The organism is Porphyrobacter sp. GA68 (assembly GCF_022605525.1).
In the GTDB taxonomy this organism is placed as follows: Bacteria; Pseudomonadota; Alphaproteobacteria; order Sphingomonadales; family Sphingomonadaceae; genus Qipengyuania_B.
This window is the reverse complement of sequence record NZ_JAKQYJ010000001.1, coordinates 899,380-926,009: the sequence shown is the minus strand read 5'-3', so window position 1 is coordinate 926,009 and position 26,630 is coordinate 899,380. Positions and strand designations below refer to the sequence as shown.

General features: G+C 64.1%; 24 protein-coding genes. 16 read left to right on the top strand and 8 right to left on the bottom strand.

Annotated elements, in window-relative coordinates; translation table 11 throughout:
• Positions 1–56: 56 nt before the first annotated feature.
• On the bottom strand, positions 57–4,220 hold the full coding sequence (gene rpoB / locus LHJ54_RS04570) for a DNA-directed RNA polymerase subunit beta (protein WP_228242748.1): 4,164 nt from the start codon (positions 4,218–4,220) through the stop codon (positions 57–59).
• A 427-nt stretch (positions 4,221–4,647) separates the two neighbouring features.
• On the opposite strand from rpoB, the gene LHJ54_RS04565 reads away from it, so the two are divergent.
• The 6 genes from LHJ54_RS04565 to rplL all read left to right on the top strand — a co-directional run bounded on the left by LHJ54_RS04565 (position 4,648) and on the right by rplL (position 7,255).
• Positions 4,648–4,776 carry a hypothetical protein gene (locus LHJ54_RS04565; RefSeq protein ID WP_277754023.1) on the top strand — a complete coding sequence of 43 codons (129 nt, stop codon included), beginning with the start codon at positions 4,648–4,650 and terminating at the stop codon, positions 4,774–4,776.
• A gap of 13 nt (positions 4,777–4,789) precedes the next feature.
• Complete coding sequence (locus LHJ54_RS04560; RefSeq protein ID WP_228242747.1) at positions 4,790–5,344, top strand: DUF2975 domain-containing protein; 555 nt, start codon at positions 4,790–4,792, stop codon at positions 5,342–5,344.
• On the top strand, positions 5,344–5,574 hold the full coding sequence (locus LHJ54_RS04555; RefSeq protein WP_228242746.1) for a helix-turn-helix transcriptional regulator: 231 nt from the start codon (positions 5,344–5,346) through the stop codon (positions 5,572–5,574). Before LHJ54_RS04560 ends, LHJ54_RS04555 begins: the two co-directional genes overlap by 1 nt.
• Positions 5,575–5,685: 111 nt before the next feature.
• On the top strand, positions 5,686–5,955 hold the full coding sequence (locus LHJ54_RS04550) for a hypothetical protein (RefSeq protein ID WP_228242745.1): 270 nt from the start codon (positions 5,686–5,688) through the stop codon (positions 5,953–5,955).
• Between the two features lie 320 nt (positions 5,956–6,275).
• Positions 6,276–6,791, top strand: a complete 516-nt coding sequence (gene rplJ / locus LHJ54_RS04545) for a 50S ribosomal protein L10 (RefSeq protein ID WP_228242744.1) — start codon at positions 6,276–6,278, stop codon at positions 6,789–6,791.
• A gap of 83 nt (positions 6,792–6,874) precedes the next feature.
• Entirely contained in the window at positions 6,875–7,255 is a 381-nt protein-coding gene (rplL, locus tag LHJ54_RS04540; RefSeq protein WP_228242743.1) for a 50S ribosomal protein L7/L12, read from the top strand.
• Positions 7,256–7,390: 135 nt separating this feature from the next.
• Here rplL and LHJ54_RS04535 read toward each other — a convergent pair whose 3' ends face one another.
• The gene (locus LHJ54_RS04535) at positions 7,391–8,260 is read right to left on the bottom strand and encodes a transglutaminase family protein (RefSeq protein WP_228242742.1); all 870 of its coding nucleotides are present in this window, start codon (positions 8,258–8,260) and stop codon (positions 7,391–7,393) included.
• 5 nt (positions 8,261–8,265) lie between these two features.
• Positions 8,266–8,799 (bottom strand): acyloxyacyl hydrolase, encoded by a 534-nt coding sequence (locus LHJ54_RS04530; protein WP_228242741.1) that lies wholly within the window; start codon positions 8,797–8,799, stop codon positions 8,266–8,268.
• A 59-nt stretch (positions 8,800–8,858) separates the two neighbouring features.
• Here LHJ54_RS04530 and LHJ54_RS04525 point away from each other — a divergent pair, with 59 nt between their 5' ends.
• The 5 genes from LHJ54_RS04525 to LHJ54_RS04505 all read left to right on the top strand — a co-directional run bounded on the left by LHJ54_RS04525 (position 8,859) and on the right by LHJ54_RS04505 (position 14,148).
• Positions 8,859–10,262: an MATE family efflux transporter gene (locus LHJ54_RS04525; protein WP_228242740.1), complete on the top strand. Its 1,404-nt coding sequence runs from the start codon at positions 8,859–8,861 to the stop codon at positions 10,260–10,262.
• Between the two features lie 142 nt (positions 10,263–10,404).
• Complete coding sequence (gene groES, locus LHJ54_RS04520) at positions 10,405–10,692, top strand: co-chaperone GroES (RefSeq protein WP_228242739.1); 288 nt, start codon at positions 10,405–10,407, stop codon at positions 10,690–10,692.
• 53 nt (positions 10,693–10,745) lie between these two features.
• Positions 10,746–12,392, top strand: coding sequence for a chaperonin GroEL (groL, locus tag LHJ54_RS04515; protein ID WP_228242738.1), 1,647 nt, complete (start codon positions 10,746–10,748; stop codon positions 12,390–12,392).
• Positions 12,393–12,619: 227 nt separating this feature from the next.
• Entirely contained in the window at positions 12,620–13,027 is a 408-nt protein-coding gene (locus LHJ54_RS04510) for a host attachment protein (protein WP_228242737.1), read from the top strand.
• An 89-nt stretch (positions 13,028–13,116) separates the two neighbouring features.
• The gene (locus LHJ54_RS04505; protein ID WP_228242736.1) at positions 13,117–14,148 is read left to right on the top strand and encodes a serine hydrolase; all 1,032 of its coding nucleotides are present in this window, start codon (positions 13,117–13,119) and stop codon (positions 14,146–14,148) included.
• Between the two features lie 76 nt (positions 14,149–14,224).
• Here the strand turns inward: LHJ54_RS04505 and LHJ54_RS04500 are convergent, their stop codons facing one another.
• Complete coding sequence (locus LHJ54_RS04500) at positions 14,225–14,506, bottom strand: hypothetical protein (protein ID WP_228242735.1); 282 nt, start codon at positions 14,504–14,506, stop codon at positions 14,225–14,227.
• A gap of 169 nt (positions 14,507–14,675) precedes the next feature.
• Here LHJ54_RS04500 and polA point away from each other — a divergent pair, with 169 nt between their 5' ends.
• Positions 14,676–17,528 carry a DNA polymerase I gene (polA, locus tag LHJ54_RS04495; RefSeq protein ID WP_228242734.1) on the top strand — a complete coding sequence of 951 codons (2,853 nt, stop codon included), beginning with the start codon at positions 14,676–14,678 and terminating at the stop codon, positions 17,526–17,528.
• An 84-nt stretch (positions 17,529–17,612) separates the two neighbouring features.
• Here the strand turns inward: polA and LHJ54_RS04490 are convergent, their stop codons facing one another.
• The 3 genes from LHJ54_RS04490 to LHJ54_RS04480 form a co-directional block, all read right to left on the bottom strand.
• Positions 17,613–18,677 (bottom strand): AI-2E family transporter, encoded by a 1,065-nt coding sequence (locus LHJ54_RS04490; protein WP_228242733.1) that lies wholly within the window; start codon positions 18,675–18,677, stop codon positions 17,613–17,615.
• 118 nt (positions 18,678–18,795) lie between these two features.
• The gene (locus LHJ54_RS04485) at positions 18,796–18,969 is read right to left on the bottom strand and encodes a DUF1328 domain-containing protein (RefSeq protein WP_228242732.1); all 174 of its coding nucleotides are present in this window, start codon (positions 18,967–18,969) and stop codon (positions 18,796–18,798) included.
• 180 nt (positions 18,970–19,149) lie between these two features.
• Positions 19,150–21,456 (bottom strand): CDC48 family AAA ATPase, encoded by a 2,307-nt coding sequence (locus tag LHJ54_RS04480; protein ID WP_228242731.1) that lies wholly within the window; start codon positions 21,454–21,456, stop codon positions 19,150–19,152.
• A 361-nt stretch (positions 21,457–21,817) separates the two neighbouring features.
• Here LHJ54_RS04480 and LHJ54_RS04475 point away from each other — a divergent pair, with 361 nt between their 5' ends.
• Genes LHJ54_RS04475 through LHJ54_RS04460 form a run of 4 tightly spaced genes read left to right on the top strand, consistent with a single transcriptional unit; the run spans position 21,818 to position 25,391 of the window.
• Positions 21,818–22,525 carry a CoA transferase subunit A gene (locus LHJ54_RS04475; protein ID WP_228242730.1) on the top strand — a complete coding sequence of 236 codons (708 nt, stop codon included), beginning with the start codon at positions 21,818–21,820 and terminating at the stop codon, positions 22,523–22,525.
• The gene (locus tag LHJ54_RS04470; protein WP_228242729.1) at positions 22,525–23,550 is read left to right on the top strand and encodes an HAD family acid phosphatase; all 1,026 of its coding nucleotides are present in this window, start codon (positions 22,525–22,527) and stop codon (positions 23,548–23,550) included. The genes LHJ54_RS04475 and LHJ54_RS04470 overlap by 1 nt, the downstream gene beginning before the upstream one ends.
• 2 nt (positions 23,551–23,552) lie before the next feature.
• A complete protein-coding gene (locus LHJ54_RS04465) occupies positions 23,553–24,212 on the top strand; it encodes a CoA transferase subunit B (RefSeq protein WP_228242728.1) in 660 nt (219 codons plus the stop codon).
• A gap of 33 nt (positions 24,213–24,245) precedes the next feature.
• The gene (locus LHJ54_RS04460; RefSeq protein WP_228242727.1) at positions 24,246–25,391 is read left to right on the top strand and encodes a CaiB/BaiF CoA-transferase family protein; all 1,146 of its coding nucleotides are present in this window, start codon (positions 24,246–24,248) and stop codon (positions 25,389–25,391) included.
• Between the two features lie 3 nt (positions 25,392–25,394).
• On the opposite strand, the gene metK is transcribed toward LHJ54_RS04460, so the two are convergent.
• Positions 25,395–26,615, bottom strand: coding sequence for a methionine adenosyltransferase (gene metK / locus LHJ54_RS04455; RefSeq protein ID WP_228242726.1), 1,221 nt, complete (start codon positions 26,613–26,615; stop codon positions 25,395–25,397).
• Positions 26,616–26,630 lie beyond the last annotated feature (15 nt).

Genomic DNA, 26,630 nt, shown 5'->3' with positions numbered 1-26,630 from the left:
GTGGACGTTTGCAAAGCCCACCATCGGCCCCTCCGGCTCGCGGAAGGGGAGACTTCCTACTCCGCCGCTATCGCCAGTCCGCCGTCGTCGTCCTCGTCAGCGATCGACTTCAGTTCGACGTTCAGGCCCAGGCTGCGCATTTCCTTCACCAGCACGTTGAAGCTTTCCGGGATGCCCGCCTCGAAGGTGTCGTCACCCTTCACGATCGCCTCGTAGACCTTGGTACGGCCGATCACGTCGTCCGACTTGACGGTGAGGATTTCCTGCAGGGTGTAGGCCGCGCCGTACGCCTGCAGCGCCCACACCTCCATTTCGCCGAACCGCTGACCGCCGAACTGCGCCTTGCCGCCCAGCGGCTGCTGGGTGACGAGCGAGTATGGCCCGATGGACCGCGCGTGGATCTTGTCGTCGACCAGGTGGTGCAGCTTGAGCATGTAGATATACCCCACCGTCACCTTGCGGTCGAATGCCTCGCCCGTCCGCCCGTCAAACAACGTCACCTGGCCCGACCCTGGCAGGCCAGCCTTTTCCAGCATGGCGGTAACATCCGCCTCACGCGCGCCGTCGAACACCGGCGTTCCCATCGGCACACCATTGCGCAGGTTTTCCGCCAGCTCCACGATGTCGGCATCCGACCGGCTGTCGATGTCGGCATGGTACTGTTCGCCGTACACGTCCTTCAGGCGGTCCTTTACCGCATCGGGCGGAGACGCGGCTTCCGGGTTCGGGTTGGCCGCATGCCATTCTTCCAGCGCGGCCGTGACCTGCTGTCCAAGACCGCGGGCGGCCATGCCCAAATGGGTTTCGAAGATCTGTCCGACGTTCATGCGCGAGGGCACACCCAGCGGGTTGAGCACGATGTCGACATGGGTGCCGTCTTCCAGGAACGGCATGTCCTCCACCGGCAGGATGCGGCTGATGACGCCCTTGTTGCCGTGGCGGCCGGCCATCTTGTCACCCGGTTGCAGCTTGCGCTTCACCGCGACGAACACCTTGACCATCTTGAGCACGCCGGGGGCAAGATCATCGCCCCGCTCCAGCTTCTCGCGCCGATCCTCGAACTTCTCGTCGATGCGCTTCACGGCCTCGTCATACTGCGCCTTGACGGCTTCGATCTGCTGCTGACGCGCATCGTCGGCCACGGCGAACTTGAACCACTCGTGGCGGTCTATCCCGTCCAGCAGTTCTTCCGTGATCTCCGTGCCCTTCTTCACGCCCTTGGGCGCGGCGGAAGCGGTCTGGCCCAGCAGCATTTCGCGCAGGCGGTTGTAGGTCGCTCGGTTGAGGATCACCCGCTCGTCCTGGCTGTCCTTGCGCAGCCGTTCGATTTCCTCGTTCTGGATGGCGCGGGTCCGGTCGTCCACCTCGATACCGTGCCGGTTGAACACGCGCACTTCAACGATCGTGCCTGACACGCCCGGCGGCAGCCGGAGCGAAGTGTCGCGCACATCGCTCGCCTTTTCGCCGAAGATCGCGCGGAGGAGCTTTTCTTCCGGGGTCATCGGGGATTCGCCCTTGGGCGTGATCTTGCCGACCAGAATGTCACCCGGATGCACTTCCGCACCGATATAGACGATGCCCGCCTCGTCGAGGTTGCGCAGGGCTTCCTCGCCGACGTTCGGGATGTCGCGGGTGATGTCTTCCGGCCCCAGCTTCGTGTCGCGCGCCATCACCTCGAATTCCTCGATATGGATCGAGGTGAAGACGTCGTCCTTCACGATCCGCTCGGAAATGAGAATGGAGTCTTCGTAGTTGTAGCCGTTCCACGGCATGAACGCGACCAGGCTGTTGCGGCCCAGCGCCAGTTCGCCAAGGTCCGTGGACGGTCCATCGGCGATGATGTCGCCGGTTTCCACGATGTCGCCCACCTTCACCAGCGGCCGCTGGTTAATGCAGGTCGACTGGTTGGACCGCTGGAACTTCTGCAGCGTGTAGATGTCGACGCCGGACTGGCCCACTTCGATCTCGCCCTGCGCGCGAATGACGATGCGGGTCGCATCCACCTGGTCAACCACGCCGCCGCGGGTAGCCGCGATGGCCGCGCCGCTGTCGCGGGCCACGGTTTCTTCCATGCCGGTGCCGACGAACGGCGCTTCGGCCTTGACCAGCGGAACGGCCTGCCGCTGCATGTTGGAACCCATCAAGGCCCGGTTCGCGTCGTCGTTTTCCAGGAACGGGATGAGCGAAGCGGCAACCGACACGAGCTGCTTGGGCGACACGTCCATCAGCGTCACCTGCTCCCGCGGAGCCATCAAATTGTCGCCGTTCTGACGGGCCGAGATGAATTCTTCAACGAAACCGCCATCGGCGTCGAGCTCGGCCGAAGCCTGCGCGACCGTATGCTTCTGCTCTTCCATGGCCGACAGATAGACGACGTCTTCCGTCACCTTGCCGTCAACCACCTTGCGGTACGGCGTTTCGATGAAGCCGTATTTGTTCACCCGGCTGAAGCTCGCGAGCGAGTTGATGAGGCCGATGTTCGGCCCTTCGGGCGTTTCGATCGGGCAGATGCGGCCGTAGTGGGTGGGGTGCACGTCGCGCACTTCAAACCCGGCCCGCTCGCGCGTCAGACCGCCCGGCCCGAGCGCGGATACGCGGCGCTTGTGCGTCACTTCCGACAGCGGGTTGGTCTGGTCCATGAACTGCGACAGCTGGGACGAGCCGAAGAATTCGCGCACCGCCGCAACGGCCGGCTTGGCGTTGATCAGGTCGTTGGGCATCACGGTCGACACGTCGACGCTGCTCATCCGCTCCTTCACCGCGCGTTCCATGCGCAGCAGGCCGACGCGGTACTGATTTTCCAGCAGCTCGCCCACGGACCGGACCCGGCGGTTGCCGAGGTTGTCGATGTCATCCACCTCGCCCTTGCCGTCCTTCAGACGGACAAGTTCCTGCACGACGGCAATGATGTCTTCCTTGCGCAGCGTGGTGACAGTGTCCTCTACATCGAGGCCCATGCGCATGTTCAGCTTCACACGCCCCACGGCGGACAGGTCATAGCGGTCGGGGTCGAAGAACAGCCCTTCGAACAGCGCCTCGGCCGTTTCCTTCGTCGGCGGTTCGCCAGGACGCATGACCTTGTAGATCGCCTCCAACCCTTCCTCGCGGGTTTCGGCCTTGTCCACCTGCAAGGTGTTGCGCATCCACGGACCGGTGTTGATGTCGTCGATGTCGAGGAGTTCGAGCTGACTGATCCCGGCGGCGTCCAGCGCCTCCAGATTGTCCGGCGTCACTTCGTCACCGGCCTCGATATAGATGCGGCCCGTAGCCTCGTCGATGAGGTCGCGCGCAGAATAGCGGCCAAAAACTTCCTCTGTCGGAATGAGCAGCGTCGCCAGCCCGTCCTTGCCCGCCTTGTTGGCGGCACGCGGTGAAATCTTCTGGCCGGCGGGGAACACTTCCTCGCCAGTGTCCGCGTTCACCAGCGGAAAGGCCGGCTTTACCCCGCGCCACTGGTCGGCGGCGAAGGGCAGCTTCCAGCCATCGGCGGTGCGTTCCCACAGCACGATATCGTAGAACGCATCCAGGATCTGCTCTGCGTCAAGACCCAGGGCAAACAGCAAGGAGGTGACGGGAAGCTTGCGCTTGCGGTCGATGCGAACATTTACGATGTCCTTGGCATCGAATTCGAAATCGAGCCACGAGCCGCGATACGGAATTACGCGCGCGGCAAACAGCAGCTTGCCGGACGAGTGGGTCTTGCCCCGGTCGTGATCGAACAGCACGCCGGGCGAACGGTGCATCTGGCTGACGATGACCCGCTCGGTTCCGTTGACGATGAACGTGCCGTTCTCCGTCATCAGCGGCATGTCGCCCATGTACACGTCCTGCTCCTTGATATCGAGCACGGAGCGGGTTTCGGTCTCCTGATCCACCTCGAACACGATCAGGCGCAGCGTCACCTTCATCGGCGCGGCGTAGGTGATGCCGCGCTGGCGGCATTCGGTGGTGTCGTACTTCGGCGGCTCAAGCTCGTAATGCACGAAGTCGAGTTCGGCCGTGCCGGCGAAATCGCGGATGGGAAACACGCTGCGCAGCGTCTTTTCCAGGCCGGAGACATAGTCGATCGACGGATCGGAACGCAGGAACTGCTCGTACGATTCGCGCTGCACCTCGATGAGGTTGGGCATCTGCACCACTTCGTGAATGTCGCCGAAGATCTTGCGGATGCGCTTCTTCGCGGTTCCGTGGTTCATCGGAGCCTTCGCCTTGGTCGCCATAAGGGTGTATTGCCTCTGCTGTTCGCCGCCTGTCCCGAACGGGGCCGGCAGTCCTGATCACAAGCGGATAAGATGCCTCGTGACGCGAAAAGGGGCGCGGCAGGGTCACACCGGTGGGATGTGCTGCCGCAGCAATTTGTCCAGCGTCGCGATGGGCACTCGCCGTTTCCTTCCGTTGGCCAACTCCCGCGCTTGAGTCGGCCCTGCTCGAAACGGGCGATGGACGCGGCATCTAGGGAGCGGGCCACACAATGTCAAACCCCGCGCCGACGCACTGCTCTGTTGGTCTGGTCGGGCTGCACACAGGCGGCGCCGCGATGCTACTCTGCAAAACGATAAATCATATATCGACTTTCAATATTTCTGCTTGACGAGACATCAAGAAGGGTTTATCGTTTTTCAGTATCGAGTGTATAGGAGAACGATAATGCCTCAATTTGCCACCCGCCTCGCCGCCGCCGCCGCGGCTATACTGCTGTCGATCAGTTCGCTCGGAGTGGTCGCCACCGCGCAGCTTCCTTTGCCGCCTGTGGCCGTCGCTCCGATACTGGCCTGAGGAGTTCCCGCACATGACAATCATAGCCAAGGATCCGTTGCTGGCGGTCGCCCAGACCCTGCTGCTGATCGCCCAGGTTGTTCTGCTCGTCGCCGCCGCGGCGCTCGCCGCCGCCATTCCTGTTCTACTCGTCGGCCGTGGGCAGATCGCTGCTAGGCTGGAAGCATCCCTTGGGGCAACTGCCGGAACGCCGCTTGCCACCCTACTGGCGATTGTCGCACTCGCCTTGGCAATTGTGGCGCTAATGTGGCTGTTCGTGCGCCACCTGCGCCGCATTATCGGCACCGTGGCCGAAGGAGACCCGTTCGTCCACGCCAACGCCGATCGCCTCGGTACTATGGGCTGGATCGCCGTGGGGGTGCAGGTTCTCTCGATCGGTATTGGCCTGCTTGCGCTCACGCTTCCCGATGCGGCGAAAGAGCCGCTCGGACCCGACGCGTTCAATATTGCGGTCACGGCCGACTCGTTCAGCCTCGACGGAGTGGTCCTGATCCTCGTCCTCTTCATCCTTGCCCGCGTGTTCCGCAAGGGCGCTGAAATGCGCACCGATCTTGAGGGGACCGTGTGATGCCCGCCGAAGAAGGAGCAAACATCGTGGTCAAGCTGGATGACCTTTTATACGCGCGGCGCATGACGCTGACCGAGCTTTCCGAACGGGTGGGTCTGACACTGGCCAACCTGTCGATCCTCAAGACCGGCAAGGCCAAGGCGATCCGCTTCTCCACGCTTGAGGCGATCTGCCGCGAGCTGGATTGCCAGCCGGGCGATCTGCTGGAATATGAGCGGGATAGGGCATGATCGGCACGGACAGCCACCGCATCGCAGCTCGCATTTCCCCCCTTGCGCGAACCTTTCCGCAAGCCTAATGAAATGTGGCGATTTAATGGCGCACTTTAGAAGGATCGTTTTATGAAGAAGATTGCTCTTGTTGCTCTGCCGCTGACGATGGTTCTGGCTGCTTGCGGTGGCAACACCACCGACGAAACCGCCACCGATCCGGCGATGACCACGACTACCACCACCACCGACCCGGTCGTCACCGACCCGGCGCTGGCTCCGGCCCCGACCGCCACCGATCCGGCGATGACGCCTGGTGCGACCACGGTTGAGCCGATGGCGACCGGCACGACCGCCACGACGACCACGACCACCGAAGAAACGGTTGCTCCCGCCCAGTAATCTGGCTGCGGTGACCACCGGGGCTTGACTCCGGTTGGCAACCTTTTAAAGGCCCGCCCTCACCGGCGGGCCTTTTTGCTTGCCGGTTCCGTCCGAGACAGCTGGTGCCGCTCGCAAGGTGGCTTAATTTTCCAGCCTAGGCGGGGACAAGAGTTTGCAAAAGAGTGCGCGCCGCTTTGGCGCCCACCTTTCCTGCGTGCCGTCACGCACTCCTTCCCCTTCAACGGACTTCGACACGGTGCCCGCTATCTGGCGGTTGCCGTTCAACGCAGCCGGCTGCGCGACCGTAAGGCGCGTGGCCACAATGAAGGAGTATGGCATTGGATCGGACCCAGAAATCCGAAGCGGTCGCCCAGCTCAACGCGATCTTCAACGAGGTGGGCGTGGTGGTTGTCACCCGCAATCTCGGCCTGTCCGTCGCCCAGTCGACGGATCTGCGCACGAAGATGCGGGAAGCCGGTGCCTCGTACAAGGTCGCCAAGAATACCCTGACCAAGATCGCGCTGGAAGAGTCGCCGTACAAGGGACTGGAGGAATACCTCTCCGGCCCCACCGCGCTTGCCTACTCGACCGACCCGGTCGCCGCGGCGAAGGCAACGGTGGATTTTGCCAAGACCAACGACCGGCTGGAAATCGTTGGCGGGTCGATGGGTGGTCAGCTGCTGGACGAGGCAGGGATCAAGGCACTCGCCTCGCTGCCCTCGCTCGATCAGCTGCGCGGTACGCTCGTTGGCCTCATCAACGCGCCTGCGACCAAGATCGCCCGCGTGGTCAACGAACCCGCCGCCAAGCTGGCGCGCGTGTTTGCCGCCTACGGCAACAAGGACGCCGCCTGACATCCGGTCGGCGCATCAACTCACGGCATGAGGCTGGCTGAACACCGCCTCCTGATTACGAACCCAAGCGAAGGAATACGAAAATGGCTGATATCAAGACCCTGGTGGAAGAACTCTCCAAGCTGACCGTTCTCGAAGCGGCCGAGCTGGCGAAGGCGCTGGAAGAAGAGTGGGGCGTGTCCGCCGCAGCCGCGGTTGCAGTGGCCGGTCCGGCCGCTGGCGGCGGTGACGCCGGCGCAGCCGCCGAAGAGCAGACCGAATTCGACGTCATCCTGACCGGCGACGGCGGCAAGAAGATCCAGGTGATCAAGGAAGTCCGCGGCATCACCGGCCTCGGCCTCGCCGAAGCCAAGGGCCTCGTCGAAGGCGCGCCCAAGCCGATCAAGGAAGGCGTGAGCAAGGCCGAAGCTGAAGAGATCAAGAAGAAGATCGAAGAAGCCGGCGGCACTGTCGAGCTGAAGTAAGCTCAACACCTTTGGTAGAAACGAGAGCGGCGGCACCCTGCGGTGCCGCCGTTTTTCGTGGGCGGCGGGGCGAACTACGCCCCGATGAAGACACTGAAGGGAAGAGAGGCGCGGGCGTGGCGATCCGCCCCGCGTTCAGACCCGCTTGATTCGTACGTCCACTTCCATCTCGACACCGTTGCCGCCAGGTCCGGTAAGGGACCCGGTCATCGGCTTGGCATGTAACGGGTCGCGCGCGATTGCGGTGCGGATCAGACCATCATTGCCGGTTATGCCGTTGGTCGGATCGAACTCCACCCAGCCCGATCCCGGCAGGAACACACGAACCCAGGCATGGGTGCTATGGCCGCCGACCCGGGTTGGCCCGTCACCCGTCTCGTAGAGATAGCCGGAGACGAACCGCGCAGCAAAGCCGAGCGACCGCACCGCCGCCATCATCAGCACGGCGTAGTCGCGGCAGGTGCCGGCCTCCCGTTCCAGCGTCTCAAGCGGTGTTTGGGTCCCCTCCTCCTCGCGCGCCTGATAGTCAAAGTCGCTCTGGATTGCTTCCGTCATCGCCGTCAGCAGGTCGAGCGTATCGGTCCTGCCATCACTGGACAGGAACTTTGCCGCCCACCGGTCAACCACCCGGCGCGGGTCGGCGTGCTGGCGCTCGATGGAACGGGCAAGGTCGGGCAGATCCTCGGCCGAGTAGGTGAAGGGCCAGGCACGCGCATAATCTTCGATCCGGACGTCCGCGCGGCACATTGGCCGGTGTTCCACCGTGGCAGTGGCGCGCACTTCAAGCAGGTCAGTCTGGCCGTTGAAATCGGCGATGGCGACGGCATTGCCGAACGCATCCTGAATCCAGCGCAGCGATGCGGGTTCCGGCACGATCCGGAGATCCGCTTCCACCAAACGCTGGTCATAGCTTTCCCGCGGCCGCATCAGCATGCGGTGTTCGCCAAGCGTGACCGGCTGGTCGTAGCGGTAACGGGTGATGTGTTCGATGGCGACAGTGGCCATTGCGTTCACATCCGCCAGTTGAGCCGCAGGCCGATCGTGTCGATGCCCGGGTTCTGCGCCCGGTTGAACAGCCGCGCATTGCTGATGTGGACCCAGCTCGCTTCCACCGACAATCGCGGGGTCGCCTGTATGCCAAGAGCGATTTCCGGCTCGAACAGGATACGGCTGCCAAGGTCCGTCCGCTCGTTGGTGGCGGAATTGACCCGGAGCGAGGGCGCGTTGTGGATCACGAGGCCCAGTCCCGGACGCAGGTAAACAGGGCCGATCTGCGCCTTCCAGCTGAGGCCCGCACCGGCAAAACTGGTGTCGCCGTCCAGATTGACGGAAGCAAAGACATAGGGTTCCGGCCCCCCGATCAGGGGCAGCTCCACCGGGGCGAAGCGATAGCCCAGCTGAACCGCTGTGCCGCCCTCGCCCGTATCCAGCGTGAACGGCGTGTCCACGCCATGCGCGTAGATCCCGCCATACACCTCCTGTGCGCTGGCGGGTTGCGCCACAAATCCGGCAAGGGCGACGACAAAAGGCAGAAAACGCAGCATAGAGGGCAGGCATTTACCCTTCCTGCCGCCGATCACAAGGCCTATGCGCGGCTCCTCCCATGCAGCAGCCAGCCATCCCAAAGTCGCCGTGGCGCCTTGAACTCGGCGCGACGCTGAAGCTCGCCTGGCCGCTGGCGGCGGCGAACCTGCTGCAGATGCTGACCTATGCGGTTGATGTGATCTTCATCGCGCGGCTGGGCGAAGCGCCGCTGGCCGCGTCCGCGCTCGTGGTGGCGGTGTTCGGACTGGTTCTGTGGGCACTGTCCGGACTCACCGGGGCGGTGGCGCCGCTGATTGCAGAGGAGTTGGGCGCCCGCGCACCCGCCTTGCGCCCGATCCGGCGGATTACCCGCATGGGGCTGTGGCTCGCGGTGCTGACCGGCCTTGCGGGCATGGCCGCGTGCCTTGCCCTTACCCCGCTGATGCGGCTGACGGGGCAGCAGGCGGAAATCATCACCCTGGCGCAAAGCTACAACAGCCTGCTGATCTGGTCGATGATCCCGATGCTGGCGAACAACGTCCTGCGAAACTTCGTCAGCGCGCTGGGTCGCCCGATCCTGGCGACGGCCATCACTGCCGCCGGCATCGGGGTGAATGCGGCGGCCAATTACGCCTTTATCTTCGGCAACTGGGGCGCGCCGGCGTTGGGCCTGCAAGGCGCCGCCATGGCGACGGTGCTTACCGCGCTGACCAGCCTGGCCGCCTATGTGATCGCTATTCGGCTGGACACCCGCCTGCACCGTTACCGCGTGTTCGGCTTCTTCTGGCGGCCCGACTGGCGCCGGTTGGTGCAGATCTTGAGGATAGGTGCGCCGATCGGCCTCACCATCACGGCGGAGGCGGGCATATTTGGCGCGGCGGCGTTCCTGATGGGCGCGATCGGAACGGCGCAACTCGCGGCGCACACGATCGCCCTGCAGATCGCGGCGCTGACTTTCCAGGTGCCGTTCGGCATCGGGCAGGCAGCAACGATACGGGTGGGTTACTTCTATGGCGCCCGAGATCGCGCCGGGGTCGGCCGCGCCGGGTGGACGGCCATTGCCCTGAGCAGCGGATTCATGGCGGCGGCCGCCCTGCTGATCCTGTTCTTCCCGGTCCTGATGCTGTCGATCTACATCGACCCCGCGGCGGCACAGAACGCGGCAATGGTGGCTTACGCCCTCACCTTCCTCAAGGTCGCCGCAGCGTTTCAGCTGTTCGACGGCGTGCAGGCGGTGGCAGCCGGGGCGCTCCGCGGGTTACAGGACACGCGCATCCCCATGTGGATCGCCGCCTTCTCCTACTGGGTGCCGGGCATCGGCACGGCGCTGGTGCTGGGTTTTGCCACTCCGCTGCAAGGCGTCGGCGTCTGGCTGGGACTGGCCGCCGGGCTGGGCGTGGCCGCGGTTCTGCTGCTCCGCCGATGGCACCGCAGGGACCGGCTGGAGCTGAGCCTGCCGGCTGCGCGCCTTGCGCCGGCCTGAGCAGCCACTCGCCCGGAGGTGAAAATTTTCCCGCAAGGCTGTTGACGGGCGCAAGCCGCCTACACATATGCGGCGCCGCTGGCACTCTCATGAGGAGAGTGCCAAAGCCATTCATCTTTAACGTCAGAAGAGGGCAAATCATATGGCATTTCGTCCGCTGCACGACCGCGTGCTGGTCCGTCGCATCGAAGCCGAAGAAAAGACCGCCGGCGGGATCATCATTCCCGACAGCGCCAAGGAAAAGCCGAGCGAAGGCGAAGTGATCGCAGTTGGCGATGGCACCCGCGACGAGGACGGCGATCGCATTCCGCTCGATGTGAAGGTCGGAGACCGGATCCTGTTCGGCAAGTGGGGCGGCACCGAGATCAAGCTCGACGGCGAAGAACTGCTGATCATGAAGGAAAGCGACATCATGGGGATCATTTCCTGATCCGCTGACGTCAACGCTTCCCACAACTCACTTATTCATCTGGAGAAACAATCATGGCTGCCAAGGAAGTCAAGTTTTCGCGTGACGCACGCGAAGGCATCCTGCGCGGGGTGGACACCCTCGCCAACGCGGTAAAGGTGACGCTCGGCCCGAAAGGTCGCAACGTCGTCATCGACAAGAGCTTCGGCGCTCCCCGCATCACCAAGGACGGCGTCACCGTCGCCAAGGAGATCGAGCTGAAGGACAAGTTCGAGAACATGGGCGCGCAGATGCTGCGCGAAGTCGCGTCCAAGACCAACGACAACGCTGGTGACGGCACCACCACCGCCACCGTGCTCGCTCAGGCGATCGTGACCGAGGGCATGAAGTCGGTTGCCGCCGGCATGAACCCGATGGACCTGAAGCGCGGAATCGACCTTGCGGTCGACAAGGTGGTCGAGAACCTCAAGAGCCGCTCCAAGGACGTCGCTGGCTCTTCGGAAATCGCGCAGGTCGGCATCATCTCCGCCAATGGCGACCGCGAAGTCGGCGAGAAGATCGCCGAAGCGATGGAGAAGGTCGGCAAGGAAGGCGTCATCACCGTGGAAGAGGCCAAGGGTCTCGACTTCGAACTGGATGTCGTCGAAGGGATGCAGTTCGATCGCGGCTATCTGTCGCCCTACTTCATCACCAACCCCGACAAGATGACGGTAGAGCTGGATAACCCCTATATCCTCATCCACGAAAAGAAACTGTCCAACCTGCAGTCGATGCTTCCGATTTTGGAAGCCGCGGTGCAGTCGGGCCGTCCGCTGCTCATCATTGCAGAGGACATCGAAGGTGAAGCACTGGCAACGCTGGTGGTCAACAAGCTGCGCGGTGGCCTGAAAGTCGCGGCAGTGAAGGCTCCGGGCTTCGGTGACCGGCGCAAGGCCATGCTGCAGGACATCGCGATCCTCACCAAGGGCGAGATGATCTCCGAAGACCTCGGCATCAAGCTGGAAAGCGTGACCCTGAACATGCTGGGTCAGGCAAAGCGCGTCACCATCGACAAGGACAACACCACCATCGTCGACGGTGCCGGCGAAGCGGACGAGATCAAGGCGCGGGTTGGTGAAATCCGTACCCAGATCGACAACACCACGTCCGACTACGACCGCGAGAAGCTGCAGGAACGGCTGGCCAAGCTGGCCGGCGGCGTGGCCGTGATCAAGGTCGGCGGCGCCTCCGAAGTCGAGGTGAAGGAGCGCAAGGATCGGGTTGACGATGCGCTGCACGCCACCCGCGCCGCGGTCGAGGAAGGCATCGTGCCGGGCGGCGGCGTTGCCCTGCTCTACGCCACCAAGGCTCTTGAGGGCGTCAACGGCGCCAACGAGGACCAGACCCGCGGCATCGACATCGTGCGGCGTTCGCTGACAGCCCTGGTCCGCCAGATCGCGTCCAACGCCGGTCACGACGGGGCGGTGGTGTCGGGCAAGCTGCTCGACCAGCAGGACACCTCGTTCGGGTTCAACGCGGCGACCGACACCTACGAAAATCTGGTGCAGGCGGGCGTGATCGATCCGACCAAGGTTGTTCGCACCGCGCTCCAGAACGCAGCCTCGGTTGCTGGCCTGCTGATCACGACCGAAGCCGCAATCACCGAGAAGCCGGAGGACAAGCCGGCGGCGGGCGGCATGCCCGGCGGCGGCATGGGCGGCATGGGCGGCATGGACTTCTAAGTCCGTCCACCCGTTGACCAAGGCAAGGAACGGCCCGGCGGGAGTGATCCCGCCGGGCTTTTCTTTGCCCACGCCGAACTTTCCACCGGCGCGACCGCTTCGCCAACAAGGGCCTTCGCCCACCACCTGCCCGCGGAGCCGAAACAACTCGTCAGTCTCGCAACCCCGGACCAAACATCGCCTTCAATCATTGATGTGGCAGAACGTGCACCAGGAGAACAAGACACATGAAAGTACCACACAACGCCCACATCGCTGTCGTTGACGGCAATCGCTTCCTCATCATGCGCAATTCGGGGCAGATGTTTGATCCGAAGCTGGGCGGCGTGGAAACGCCGGATCTCGATGCGACAAACTTCAGCGCCGGCATCCGGGCGCAGGACTCAGCCAGCCAGCGCAGCGGCGCGACTGATCTCAACGAACTGGCCCATGCCGCGGCTGTCGCCGAATGGCTGAACGCCAAGGCAAAGGCCGGCGAAGTGGATGACATCATCATCATCGCCGATCCCAAGAGCCTGGGCGAAATGCGTCACCATTATCACCCGGAACTCAAAAGCCGGTTGCGGGGAGAGGTGGCCAAAACCATGACAGGCGAACCGGTGGACAGGATTGCCGCAGCGCTGGCTGACGCCTGACGGGCGCCTTCCGGCGCGGCCAATGCCCTTGCCAAAGCGCCGGGGAGGGTTAACCTTTCCTCAACCATGAGTCGCATAGGGTTGGGGACATGATAGGGAAGTGGATTGGCGCCGCGCTCGCGACGGTGACGCTGGGCTGGATGACACCTGCGGCCGCGCAGGCGCAAGGCACCGCGCTTGAGGCACGGTTCGATCAGACCCTCGGCACGCAGGCGCGGGCCCCGCGCACGTTCGAAGCGGTGTATCAGACCGCGCTGGAACAGCGGATCGCGGCCCTGGCCAATGGGTCGCAGGGCCGCATCGGGGTCATGGCAATCGATCTTTCCAATGGCCAGGAGGTGGGGATCCTAGCCGATCAACGCTTCCCCATGGCCAGCACCAGCAAGATTGCCGTCGCGGCCACTTTCTTGGAGGGTGTGGAGCAGGGACGCTGGTCGTTGACCAGCGAGTTCCCGCTCCTGATCCCGCGTGCATCGGCCCGGTTCTCCACCCCGGTCGCGCCGGTCACGCAAGGCAAGTACTACCCCGCCATCGATCTCATCGAGATGATGATCACCCGGTCCAGCAATCCCGCGACAGACGCGCTGCTGGCGGTGGTCGGCGGGCCGCAGGCGGTGAATGCCTGGGCGAGGCGCAACGGCATTGCCGAATTCTCGATCGACCGGGACATTGCCACGCTGGTGCGTGACGATGGCGAGTTCAATCCGGCCAACCACATCGACCTGCGCGACAGCGCCACTCCCCGCGCCATGGCAGAACTCCTGCGCGGTCTGTATCAGGGCAAGTATCTGTCGCGGCAAAGCAGCGACCTTCTGCTTGCTTCAATGAGCCGGACTATCACCGGCAAGCGGCGCATCCGGGGGATGATGCCCCTTAATGCCGAAGTGCTGAACAAGACCGGGTCGCTCAACAACACGTCCAGCGATGTCGGCATCATCAAGACGGAAGATGGCCGCGCTATCGCCGTTGCGATCTATGTTACCGGCCAGGGAACCCGGCCCGCCCGCGAGGCCAAGATCGCCGCGATTGCGCGGGCGCTGTACGATGGCTATCGCTCGCCCGACAATGCACGCCAGATGGCACAGGCAACCTATGACCAGGCGGGCAGCGGCGGCAACTAAGCACTTTGCAGCTGCATGAAAAAGGGCGCAGCCAACCGGCCGCGCCCTCGATCCGTACCATAAGATACAGGACTGATCAGTCAGCCTGAGCTTCGGTAACGGTTTCGTTCTGCAGGTCGGCTTCGGCGCGTGCAGCAGCGTTGTCGGCGGCTACGGCCGTATCGGTGGCGGCGCCTTCGATGGCGTTCCCGGCTTCGACGGCACCGGCTTCAACAGTGTTGCCAGCGGCGTCGAGGTTGGCTTCCGTATCGGCAACGGCAGATTCGGTGGTGGTTTCGGCAGCATCCTGCGTGCCTTCAGAGCAGGCTGCAACACCAAGTGCCGCGACGGCAGCGGCGACGAGAGCAATCTTACGCATGTTCGATAATCCTTGTTGTGAACGGCAGCGCCGTGAAGCCGATCCAAGCTTCTGCTACATAAATAATGGCAGGAATGTGGCAAATCAATAGCTGTGTGGCGGAAATGTGGTGAGCGGTGGAACCAGATGCCTCTCGTCGGGCGCCGCGCCGCCTGCTAACGCGGCTTTCATGCCAAAGCCGCACCTCTATCTCGTGGATGGGTCTGCCTACATCTTCCGCGCCTATCATCGCCTGCCGCCGCTGACCAACCCGGAAGGCACTCCGGTGGGGGCGGTCTACGGCTACACCACCATGTTGTGGAAGCTGGCAGAGGATCTCGACAAGGCGGAGGGGCCAACGCATCTCGCGGTGATCCTCGACAAGGATTCCACCAGCTTCCGCAACGAAATCTATGCCGAATACAAGGCGCATCGGCCCGAACCGCCGGAGGATCTGCGTCCGCAGTTCGCGCTGATCCGCGACGCGACGCGCGCGTTCAGCCTGCCCTGCATCGAGGAAGCCGGACTGGAGGCCGACGACATCATCGCCTCCTACGCCCGCGCAGCGACGGCGCAGGGCTGGAACGTCACCATCGTGTCGTCGGACAAGGATTTGATGCAGCTGGTCGGCGAGAGCAGTGACGGCGGCGGCTCCATCGATATGCTCGACACCATGAAGGGGCAGCGGATCGGCGTTGCCGAGGTGGAAGAAAAGTTTGGCGTGCCCCCGCATCTGGTGGGCGACGTGTTGGCGCTGATGGGTGACAGCGTGGACAATGTGCCGGGCATTTTCGGGATCGGGCCGAAAACCGCGTCCAAGCTCATCGCGGATCACGGCTCGCTCGGTGCCGCGCTCGACGCAGCAGAGGGGATGAAGCCATCCAAGTTGCGCGAACGGCTGCTGGAAGGGCGCGAAATGGCGGAACTGAGCCGGGTGCTGGTGACGCTGAAGGAAGATGCGCCGCTCCCCATACCGCTCGATGATCTGAACCTCGGCAGTATCCCGCGCGAACCCCTCGCCGCATTTCTGGAAAGGCATGGCTTTGTCAGCCTGCTCCGGCGGCTTGACAATGGCAGCGGCAGTCCTGGCCCCAGGACACAGCTCTACCCGGCCAAGACAGGCGCCGCCGGAGCGGCCGATACGCCTGCCGCCGGTGGCCTGCCGGCGCCTGCCGGCGCCCCGCTGGACAGGACCGCCTATGAATGCGTCCAGACCATTGATCGGCTGGAGGCGTGGATCGCGCGCGCAGCCGCCGCGCGGCTCGTCGCGCTGGACACCGAGACCAGCGCGCTCGATGCAATGAATGCCGAACTCGTCGGGATCAGCCTGGCGCTGGGACCAAACGACGCCTGCTATATTCCCTTCGGCCATGGCGGCAACGATCTGCTCGCCGACAAACCCGAGCAGGTCGACCGCGCAGCCGCCCTTGCTCTCCTCAAGCCGCTCTTGGAAAGCGACGCGGTGCGCAAGGTCGGCCACAACATCAAATACGACCTCAACATCCTTGCCCGCCACGACATCACGGTGGCACCCATCGACGACACCATGATCATGAGCTTCGACCTCGATGCCGGCCGCGCTGAACAGGGTATCGGCGGCGGGCACGGGATGGATGAACTGAGCGAACGGCACCTTGCCCACACCACCCTCACCTTCAAGGACATCTGCGGCACCGGCAAGAAGCAGATCTCGTTCGGCGAAGTACCCTTGGACAAGGCGACCCAGTACGCCGCCGAGGATGCCGATGTGACCCTGCGCCTTTATCACCAGTTGAAACCCCGCCTGCCGCTGGAAGGCGGCACGCGCATCTACGAACGGGTGGACCGCCCGCTCATCCCCGTGGTGGCGGGAATGGAACGCCACGGAATCCGGGTCGACCGGGCGGCACTGAGCAAGCTGTCGGACGAGTTCGCGCACGTGACCGCCCGTCTGGAAGGCGAAATTCACGCGCTGGCGGGCGAACCCTTCGCCATCGGCAGTCCCAAACAACTGGGCGACATCCTGTTCGACAAGATGGGCTACAAGGGCGGGAAGAAAGGCAAGAGCGGGCAGTATTCGACCGATCTCACGGTGCTGGAACACCTCGCCGCCAACGGCGCGCCGATCGCGGGCAAGGTGCTCGAATGGCGTCAGCTGACCAAGCTCAAGACCACCTACACCGACGCCCTGCAAGCCGCGATAAACGCGCGCACCGGGCGGGTACATACGTCCTATTCTCTGGTTGGCGCGCAGACTGGTCGCCTGTCCTCGACCGATCCGAACCTGCAGAACATCCCGATCAGGACGGAAATCGGCCGCCAGATCCGCGATGCCTTCGTGGCGGAAGAAGGCAATGTCCTGCTCGCCGCCGACTATTCGCAGATCGAACTGCGCCTCGCCGCGCACATGGCCGACGTCCCGGCCCTGCGCGAAGCGTTCGCCAATGGCGAGGACATCCATTCGCGGACCGCGGCCGAGATGTTCGGCACCGTTGACCGCGACACACGGGCGCAGGCCAAGACCATCAACTTTGCAATTCTCTACGGGATCTCCCGGTGGGGTCTCGCCGGACGGCTGGGGATCGAGGCCGACGAGGCGCAGGCGTTGATCGACACCTATTTCGCCCGCTTTCCGGGCATTCAGCAGTACATCGTGCGCACGCTGGAAGAGGTGCGCGAACGCGGCTATTCAGAAACGCTGTTCGGCCGCAAGACCTGGTTCCCGCGCATCCGTTCAAAGAACCAGAACGAGCGGTCGGGATCGGAACGCGCCGCGATCAACGCTCCGATTCAGGGGACCAGCGCGGATATCATCAAGCGGGCCATGGTCCGGATGAACCCTGCGCTGGCAGCCGCCGGACTGCACCCTGACCGAACAAACGGCGTGCGGATGCTGTTGCAGGTGCACGACGAACTCGTGTTCGAACTTCCCGAGGCGCTGGTGGAACAGGCCACCCCGGTCATCCGCCGCGTGATGGAGGAGGCGGCCGTTCCGCAGGTTCAGCTGTCGGTTCCGCTGGGGGTCGAGGTTGGCGTGGGGAAAAGCTGGGGCGCGGCGCATTGAATAAAGAGCCGGTCGGGCCTCGCTTTGACGGCAACCCGCTCTCGCATCAAAGCCTGCAGGAAGAGCGCCGGCCCCAACTGGACTTCATGAAGCCTGTTCCTCGTCCTCGCCCGGCACCGGGGTGGGCGTGTCCAGCACTTCGCGCACATACAGCCGCTTCACCATCACATAGACCACCACCGTCAGCGGCGCGGCGAGGATGATGCCCACCACCCCGAACAGGGTGGCGAAGGCGAGCAGCGAGAACAGCAGGATTACCGCGGGCAGGTCCACCGCGTACTGCTGCACCACCGGCTGCAGCACGTTGCCCTCGATCTGCTGGATAACGATGTACAGGCCCAGCACCCACAGCGCCAGCGAGGGATCGACCGCCAGCGCGATCAGGAGCGCGGGTATCGCGGCGAGCACAGGGCCGGCCAGCGGGATGAATTCGAGCAGCCCGGCCAGCAGGCCGAGGGCGATAGCGGACGGCACATCGAGCAGCCACAGGCCCAGCCCCGTGAGAAAGCCAATCACGGTCATGGAGATAAGCTGGCCCTTCAGCCACAGCCGGAGCGCATTGCCGCTGTGATCCATCGCCTCCGCGATCAAGCCGCGACGCTGTTTCGGCACCAGCTTGAGAGTGCCGGTGCGGTAGAGCCGCGGCTGCATGGCGAGATAGATGCCGCCCACCAGAACAATCAGCGTGTCCGTGATGGCAGTGCCCAGCGACAAAACGACGCCGCCGATGTTGGTCAGCAGTCCCGTCCCGCTGGGTGTAGCATCGGCCACCATAGCGCGCAGCTGCTCGCCCAGCGCATAATCGCCTACGCGAAACTCGAACGACTGCCATGCGCCAGGAAGGATATCGATCAGGGTGCGGACCTGCGCCGCCATCTCCGCGCCGAAGAGCCACCCGACAAGAACCAGCACACCGGCAACCAGCAGAACGGCAATGCCGACCGCCAACCCGTCCGGCATTCCGGTTATCCGTCTAATCGGTTGCGCAAGTGCGCGAAAAATTACTGCGACCAGCACCGCGCCGAATACCAGCATCAAGATGCCGCGCAGCTGCCACGCGAGCAGAACCAGCGAAACAAGCGCCAGGACAATCAACGTGCCGCGCACCAGTGCACGGTCCGTCAGCCTGAGGAACTGCCGTTGCTCCATCCCCTCACCTTCCAGAATGTGTGCCGTTCGGAATGATGCCGGGATTCACGCGAAACCCCGGCATTTGGCTATTTCTCGGCAGCGCCCGAAAACACCACACGGTCGGGCTGCATCACATTCACGTGACCTTCTTATAGACAGTGAGGCCGAGCACGAACAGCACCACTGCGATAATCACCGCCAGCCAGAAAAGTACCTGAGCTATGCTCATGAACGCTCCGGCGAGCCCTCCAAATCCAAGAACACCCATTACCAGCGCAAGAACGGCGAAAATAATTGCCCACTTAATCATAACCTGTTGCCCCTTTTAATCTACTGGACAGCATCCCATGATGCCGGCCTCTCGATAAAGATACCCGCGAAAACAGCGTGTGTTCCGAGGAGTTGGGCTGTTACGCCTTAGAGCAGGGGCCGGGCAGGTAAACGACGTGGACGTGAGGCTCGCCCGGCCCGCTTTGCCAAAGCGTCGGAACTAGCCGTGCTTACGCTCCCGCGTGGGCGCCAGCATGCCTTCCGTGATGAAGCCGATCGGCTGCACCTGTGCGGCCCGTGCTTTCAGCTCCCCGCGCAGTTTCATGTACTCCTCTTCCATTTGCCGAGTGACGGTGGCTCTGCTGTCTTCCAGAGCCTTGCTGAAATCCTCTGCCCGCACTTCCACCACGTCGCCGCCGGCTCGGCGCAATGCAGTCAAGCCAGCCCTCCGGACCAAATCCTCAAGGTCGGCGCCGGTGAAGCGGTCCGTATCACCGGCCACGCGCGCCAGGTCCACATCGCTGGCAAGGGGCATGTCGCGCGTGTGAATGCCCAGAATACGTTCACGACCGGCCTCATCAGGTGTGCCGACATAGACCAGTTCGTCAAAGCGGCCTGGGCGCAGCAAGGCCGGGTCGACGAGGTTCGGGCGATTGGTCGCGCCGATGACGACCACCGATTGCAGTTCCTCCAGCCCGTCCATCTCGGCCAGCATTGTGTTGACCACGCGGCCGGTCACGGAGGGCTCGCCCTGCCCCGACCCGCGTGCCGGAACCAGCGAGTCGATCTCGTCGATGAACACGACGCAGGGCGCAACGGCCCTGGCACGGGCGAACAGCCGGGCAATCTGCTGCTCGGACTCGCCATACCATTTGGACAGCAGGTCCGACGATTTCATGGAGATGAAGTTTGCTTCCGCCTCTCGCGCGACCGCCTTCGCGAGCAGCGTCTTGCCGGTGCCGGGCGGTCCGTAGAGCAGGAACCCCTTGGCCGGCCGAATGCCCAGCCGCTCGAACGCCTCAGGGTTCTTCAGCGGCAGCTCGATGCCTTCCTTGAGCGACTCGATTGCATCGCCGACGCCGCCGATGTCGCTCCAGCTGACGTTGGGCACCTGGACCATCACCTCGCGCATGGCGGACGGCTGAACTCGCTTGAGCGCGCTGAGGAAGTCTTCCCGGCTGACGTGAAGATCCTCCAGCACGTCCGCGGGGATGGTGCGTTCGTCGAGGTTGAGGCGCGGCATGATCCGGCGCACTGCCTCGATCGCGGCTTCCCGCGCCAGGGCGGCGATGTCGGCTCCGACGAAGCCGTGCGTGCCGCGGGCCAGTTCCGACAGGTCCACCTTGTCGCCCAGCGGCATCCCGCGGGTATGGATTGCGAGAATCTCGCGCCGGCCGTGCTGGTCGGGCACACCGATGACGATCTCGCGATCAAATCGGCCGGGGCGACGCAGCGCCTCATCGATCGCGTCAGGTCGGTTGGTCGCAGCGATGACGACCAGATTCGCCCGCGCCTCGAGCCCGTCCATCAGGGTGAGCAGCTGCGCAACCAGCCGCTTCTCCGCCTCGCCGGACACCTGGCTGCGTTTCGGGGCGATTGAATCGATCTCGTCGATGAAGATGATCGCAGGGGCGGACTTGGATGCCTCTTCGAACACTTCGCGCAGGCGCTTCTCGCTCTCGCCATAGCCCGACCCCATGATCTCGGGGCCGTTGATGGTGAAGAAGCTGGCATCGCTCTCGTTCGCCACGGCCTGCGCAAGCCGCGTCTTGCCGGTGCCCGGCGGGCCGTGAAGAAGGACGCCTTTGGGCGGATCGACGCCAAGCCGGGTGAACAGTTCGGGGTAGCGCAGGGGCAGTTCGACCATTTCGCGCAGCTGGTCGATCGTGTCTCCCATCCCGCCCACGTCGTCGTAATTCACCGTGGCGCGCCCGTCGCGCGGTTCCTCGAACTCGGCGCGCAGTTCGACTTCGGTGTTCTCGTCGATATGAACAATACCCTTGGGCACGGTTGCCACAACGGTCAGGCGAATCTGCGTCAGGGCATAGGCCGGGGCGTTGAACATGCGAGCGACCTGCGGCGGCATGTTCTGCACCGACTGCTGCCCGGTGGTCGCCACGAGATCACCTGCGACCAGCGGCTTGCGGAAAAAATTGCGCTTCAACGCCTGGGTCGGTCCCTGCAGCCGCATCTCGCGCTGGGCCGGTGCGAACACGACGCGGGTTGCCGCGCGGCTTTCCGCCGCCGCGACCTGCACATGTTCGCCCGAGCCGACCTCTGCATTGCCGCGCTGCAACCCGTCGAGACGCACCACCGACAAGGCCTGATCTTCATCATAGGCGGGCATGGCGATCGCGGCGGTTGTGCGCTTTCCAGTGATCTCCACCACGTCGCCTTCCGTGATGCCGAGCGCCTGAAAGGCCGTACGCGGCATGCGGGCAATGCCTTGGCCTGACTCTTCCTGCCGGGCAGGCGCGACCTGCAGTCGGGTGGTGCGATCAGCGACGGCGGCGTCGGCTTCGGCCATGAGGCAAGTCTCCAGTAAAGATCGTTGTGTTGCCGCCTAGCTAGGAGAAGCGCGCGCCAGTTCCAATGCATGGTCGCAGCGAAAGGTCCAAGCGGCGCATGCATTCGCGGCTTGCCATCTCAGCAGCCAGCCAATCGGGCTGCTGCATCACGCAGCCAGGACGCAAAGAAAAGCCCGGCAGGACGAACCGGCCGGGCTGAATAGTTTGGGAGAGGATGCCTGAAAGGCAGGGAGAGATATGCCGCAGTGCAGCAAATTGTGCAAGTGCTAAATGCGACCGGTGTGTTGCGTTTGGTGCAACTTCATACGTATGCGTCACTGGTGGTGACAGGGTGCCGGCGTGGCGCTAGACCCCGCCCACATGACTAAGCTCTACCCTGACGCTGCTGCCGCCCTGGACGGCCTCCTGCGCAACGACATGCTGATCGCCGCCGGAGGGTTCGGCCTCTGCGGCATCCCCGAACGCCTGCTGGACGCGATCCGCGACAGCGGCGTGTCCGGACTGACATTTGCCAGCAACAACGCCGGCATCGATAATGAAGGGATCGGCAAGCTGCTGCGTACGCGGCAGGTGCGCAAGATGATTTCCTCCTATGTGGGCGAGAACAAGGAGTTCGAGCGGCAGTACCTCGCCGGCGAACTGGAGGTCGAGTTCTGCCCGCAAGGCACCCTTGCCGAACGGATGCGGGCCGGTGGGGCAGGTATCCCGGGCTTCTACACCAAGACCGGCGTCGGCACCCAGGTTGCCACGGGCAAGGAAGTGAAGAGCTTCAACGGGGAGGATTACATCCTTGAACAAGGGATTTTTGCCGACCTGTCCATCGTCAAGGCGTGGAAGGCGGACGAAACCGGCAATGTCGTGTTTCGCAAAACGGCGCGCAATTTCAATGTTCCTGCCGCGACCTGTGGCAAGGTCTGCGTCGTTGAGGTGGAGGAGGTCGTGCCCCTTGGTGCGCTCGACCCCGATTGCATCCACCTGCCCGGCGTCTATGTTCAGCGCATGATCGTGGGCGCTCCCTATGACAAGAAGATCGAGTTCAGAACCGTGCGGGAGCGGGAGGCAGGCTGATGCGGGTGCTGTTTGCTTGTGCCGCCGCGCTAGCGCTGAGCGGCTGTGCCACCGGCGCCGTGCTCGCCGACCAGGTGGTCGCCCCTGCGCTCGACCGGGCCTTGCAGACCCGCAGCCAGGTGGCGGATGGGCCAATCCTGACTCTGCCGCCGGTCGCGGGCGAAGTGCAGCGACCCGCTGCGGCGGCAGCCGCCGACGGCAGCACGGTGCCGCTCGGCACCAAGTGGCTCTACAGTTCGGCAGAAGCTGCGGCAGTGTCTGTGCAGGCCTTTCGTCAGCTGGGGACCTACGTGCAGGCACGGCACGCCGCGCAGCTGCCCGCTTCGGTCCTGCTTGGCCTGCCCGACCGGCCGGACGGGTTGGGCACGGAAACTTGCCTGTTGCCCGGAGGCGGACGCAAGCCGGCCGCAGTAATCTTCGACGGTGACGAGACGCTGATTTTGAACCGGGGACACGAATACTGGCGGGCGGCTTCCGGGCAGCCGTTCGATCCGGCCATTTGGGCTGAATGGGAACGGACCGGCAATGCGCGGCTCGCCCCCGTGCCGGGTGCGGTGGCCGCTGTACGCGCGCTGAGGGAGGCGGGCATCACGCCAATAATCAACACCAACAGGGCGCTTGAAACGGCGGCCGATACCGTGCGCGGTTTTGCCCAGCTTGGGCTGGGTGACTTCGTCATCGGAGAAACCCTGTTCGTGCGGGGCATGGACGCTGCTGGCAGCGACAAGGATGCGCGCCGGGCCCGCATCGCGGCGCGCTATTGCGTGCTGGCTCAGGTGGGCGACAACTTGGGCGATTTTGCCGACCTGTTCAATGAACGGGAGCTGGGCGCGCAGGAGCGCCGCCGGATCGCGCTGCGCGGGGAGGTGGCGCAGTTGTGGGGCAACGGCTGGTTCGTGCTGCCCAACCCCGTGTACGGGGCGTTCGACCGCGGCGGGATCGACGATGTGTTCCCGCCCGATGCGCGCTGGCAGCCCGGAACTCAGGTCCGCACGGCGCCCGACATCATGACGCAAGGCAATTAAAGATGACCGAGACCGCGACCCTTACCACCGGCTGGACCCGCGACCAGATGGCCGCCCGCGCGGCGCAGGAGCTGCAGGACGGGTTCTACGTCAACCTTGGGATCGGTATCCCCACCCTTGTCGCCAATCATATCCCGGCCGGAATGACCGTGACCCTGCAATCCGAAAACGGCATGCTGGGGATCGGCCCCTTCCCTTATGCCGGAGAGGAAGATCCCGACCTCATCAACGCCGGCAAGCAGACGATCAGCGAACTGCCCCACTCCGCCTATTTCGACAGTGCCCAATCCTTTGCCATGATCCGCGGCGGCCATATCGACCTGACCGTGCTGGGCGCGATGGAGGTGGCCGAGAACGGCGACATCGCCAACTGGATGATCCCGGGCAAGATGATCAAGGGCATGGGCGGGGCGATGGACCTCGTTGCCGGAGTGAAAAAGATCATCGTGGTGATGGAGCATACGTCCAAAAACGGCGCGCCCAAGTTCATCCCGGAATGCACCCTGCCGCTGACCGGGCGGAACGTGGTCGACATGATCATCACCGACCTCGCCGTGTTCCAGCGGCCCGATCACGCCAGCCCGTTCCGCCTTATCGAAACCGCGCCGGGCGTCACCGCCGACGAAGTCGCAGCGAAGACGACGGCGCATTATATTGCCTGACGCGGCGCGAAAGGCACGTACGGCTGAGGCGGCATGATCCGCTGGCTTGACGAGCCGCGCGAACCGGATGCGCCTCTTGCCGGGCTGCGTGTCCTTGAACTCGCCCGGGTGCTCGCCGGCCCTTGGGCGGGGCAGACGCTGGCCGACCTAGGCGCGGATGTGATCAAGGTTGAGGCGCCCGGCGGGGACAACACCCGCGCCTGGGGACCACCTTACCTGCGCCGTACCGACGGCACCGAGGAAGCCGCCTACTACCATGCCTGCAACCGGGGCAAGCGCGGAATGGTGGCGGATTTTGCGCAAGCCGCCGATCTTGAGCGGGTCAAGGCGCTGGCGGCGACGGCCGATGTGCTGATTGAAAACTTCCTGCCGGGCAAGCTCGCCCGCTTCAGGCTCGACCATGCCAGCCTTGCTGCCGCCAATCCCGGACTGGTGTATTGCTCCATCACCGGCTTCGGGCAGACCGGCCCACGCGCCCAGGAACCGGGTTACGACTTCGTCATCCAGGCGATGAGCGGCTTCATGTCGCTGACAGGAGAGCCAGCGGGTGAGCCGATGAAGCACGGGCTGGCGATCTCGGACCTGTTCTGCGGCGTTTATGCCGTCAGCGCCATTCAGGCGGCGCTTCTGATGCGGCAGCGGACCGGTCGGGGTCAGCACATCGACATGGCCCTGTTCGATTGTTCCGTGGCGCTGCTCGCCAATCAGGCGATGGCCTATTTCGCCACTGGTCGAAACCCGCCCCGCATGGGTAACGAGCACCTGCAGGTAAGCTGTTACGGCGTGTTTCCCGTCGCGGATGGCGAAGTCGTGCTGGCGCCCGGCAACGATGGGCTGTTCGACCGGCTGCTCCGCCTGCTGGGGCGCGAAGATCTCCTGGGTGATGCGCGGTTCGCCACCAACGCCGCGCGTCTGACAAACAGGGACGATCTGCGCGAAGTTGTCTCTGCCGAGACGCGGCAGTGGACCCGTGCGGCCCTGCTCGCCGCGTGTGCAGACGCGAATATACCCGCCGGCCCTATCCATCTGCTGGACGAAGTGTTCGCCGACCGGCAAACGGTGGCACGGGGGATGCAGCTCGAGCTTGACGGACTGCCGGGTGTGCGCAGTCCGTTCGTGTTCTCCAATGCCAGGCTGGCGATGGACCGGCCCGCTCCCCGGCACGGGGAGCACGGCTGAGCTTCAGGCGGGGAAAGCCGCCTTCAATTCATCCACCAGATCGAGCCGTTCCCACGGGAAGTAATCCCCTCCCGCCGTGCGCCCGAAATGGCCATAGGCGGCGGTGCGGCGGTAGATCGGCTTGTTCAGCCCGAGATGGGTGCGGATGGCGCGCGGCGTCAGACCGCCCAGCTTGCCGATCCCCAGGATCGCCTGCTCCAGCCGGTCATCGCCAACGGTGCCGGTGCCATGCGTATCGACATACAGCGACAGCGGCTCCGACACCCCGATGGCATAGGACAGCTGGATGGTGCAGCGGCGCGCCAGCCCCGCCGCCACGATATTCTTGGCCAGATAACGGGCGATGTAGGCGGCCGACCGGTCCACCTTGGTCGGGTCCTTGCCGGAAAACGCGCCGCCTCCATGCGGCGCCGCGCCGCCATAGGTATCAACGATGATCTTGCGCCCGGTTAGGCCGCTGTCCCCGTCCGGCCCCCCAATTTCGAACGCACCGGTTGGGTTGATGTGCCAGACGGTGTCGTCCGACAGCCAACCGTCCGGCAGCACGTCCGCCACCACGCGCTTCACATAAGACTTGAGTTCGGCCTCTTTCGCGCCTTCGTGATAACCTGCCTTGTGCTGGGTCGAAACAACGGCTGCGGTGCAGGCGACCGGCTTGCCGTTTTCATAGCGCAGGGTCAGCTGGCTCTTCGCGTCAGGTTCCAGGAACGGGGCAACCCCGCTCTTGCGATCGGCCGCCAGCCGCTCCAGCACCTTGTGGCTGTAGTCGAGCGGCGCTGGCATCAGATCGGGCGTTTCATCGCAGGCAAAGCCGAACATGATGCCCTGGTCGCCCGCGCCTTCGTCCTTGTTGGACCCGTCTGTACCCGCGTCCACACCCTGGGCGATCTCCGCGGACTGGCCGTGGAGATGGTTTTCCAGGCTGAGGCGCTGCCAGTGGAAGCCTTCCTGTTCGTAACCGATCTCGCGCACGGTGCGGCGTACCACTTCCTCGACCTCGTCACGCGCGCCCGCGGCCCATTCGCCGTTCTCGAACACGCCGCGACAACGGATCTCGCCCGCCAGTACCACGCGCTGCGTCGTGGTCAGGGTTTCGCAGGCCACCCGTGCTTCGGGATCCTTGGACAGGAACAGGTCGACGACGGCGTCGGAAATCTGGTCGGACACCTTGTCGGGATGGCCTTCAGACACAGACTCGGAGGTGAAGAGGAAATTGTCGCGCATGGATATCCCGATATA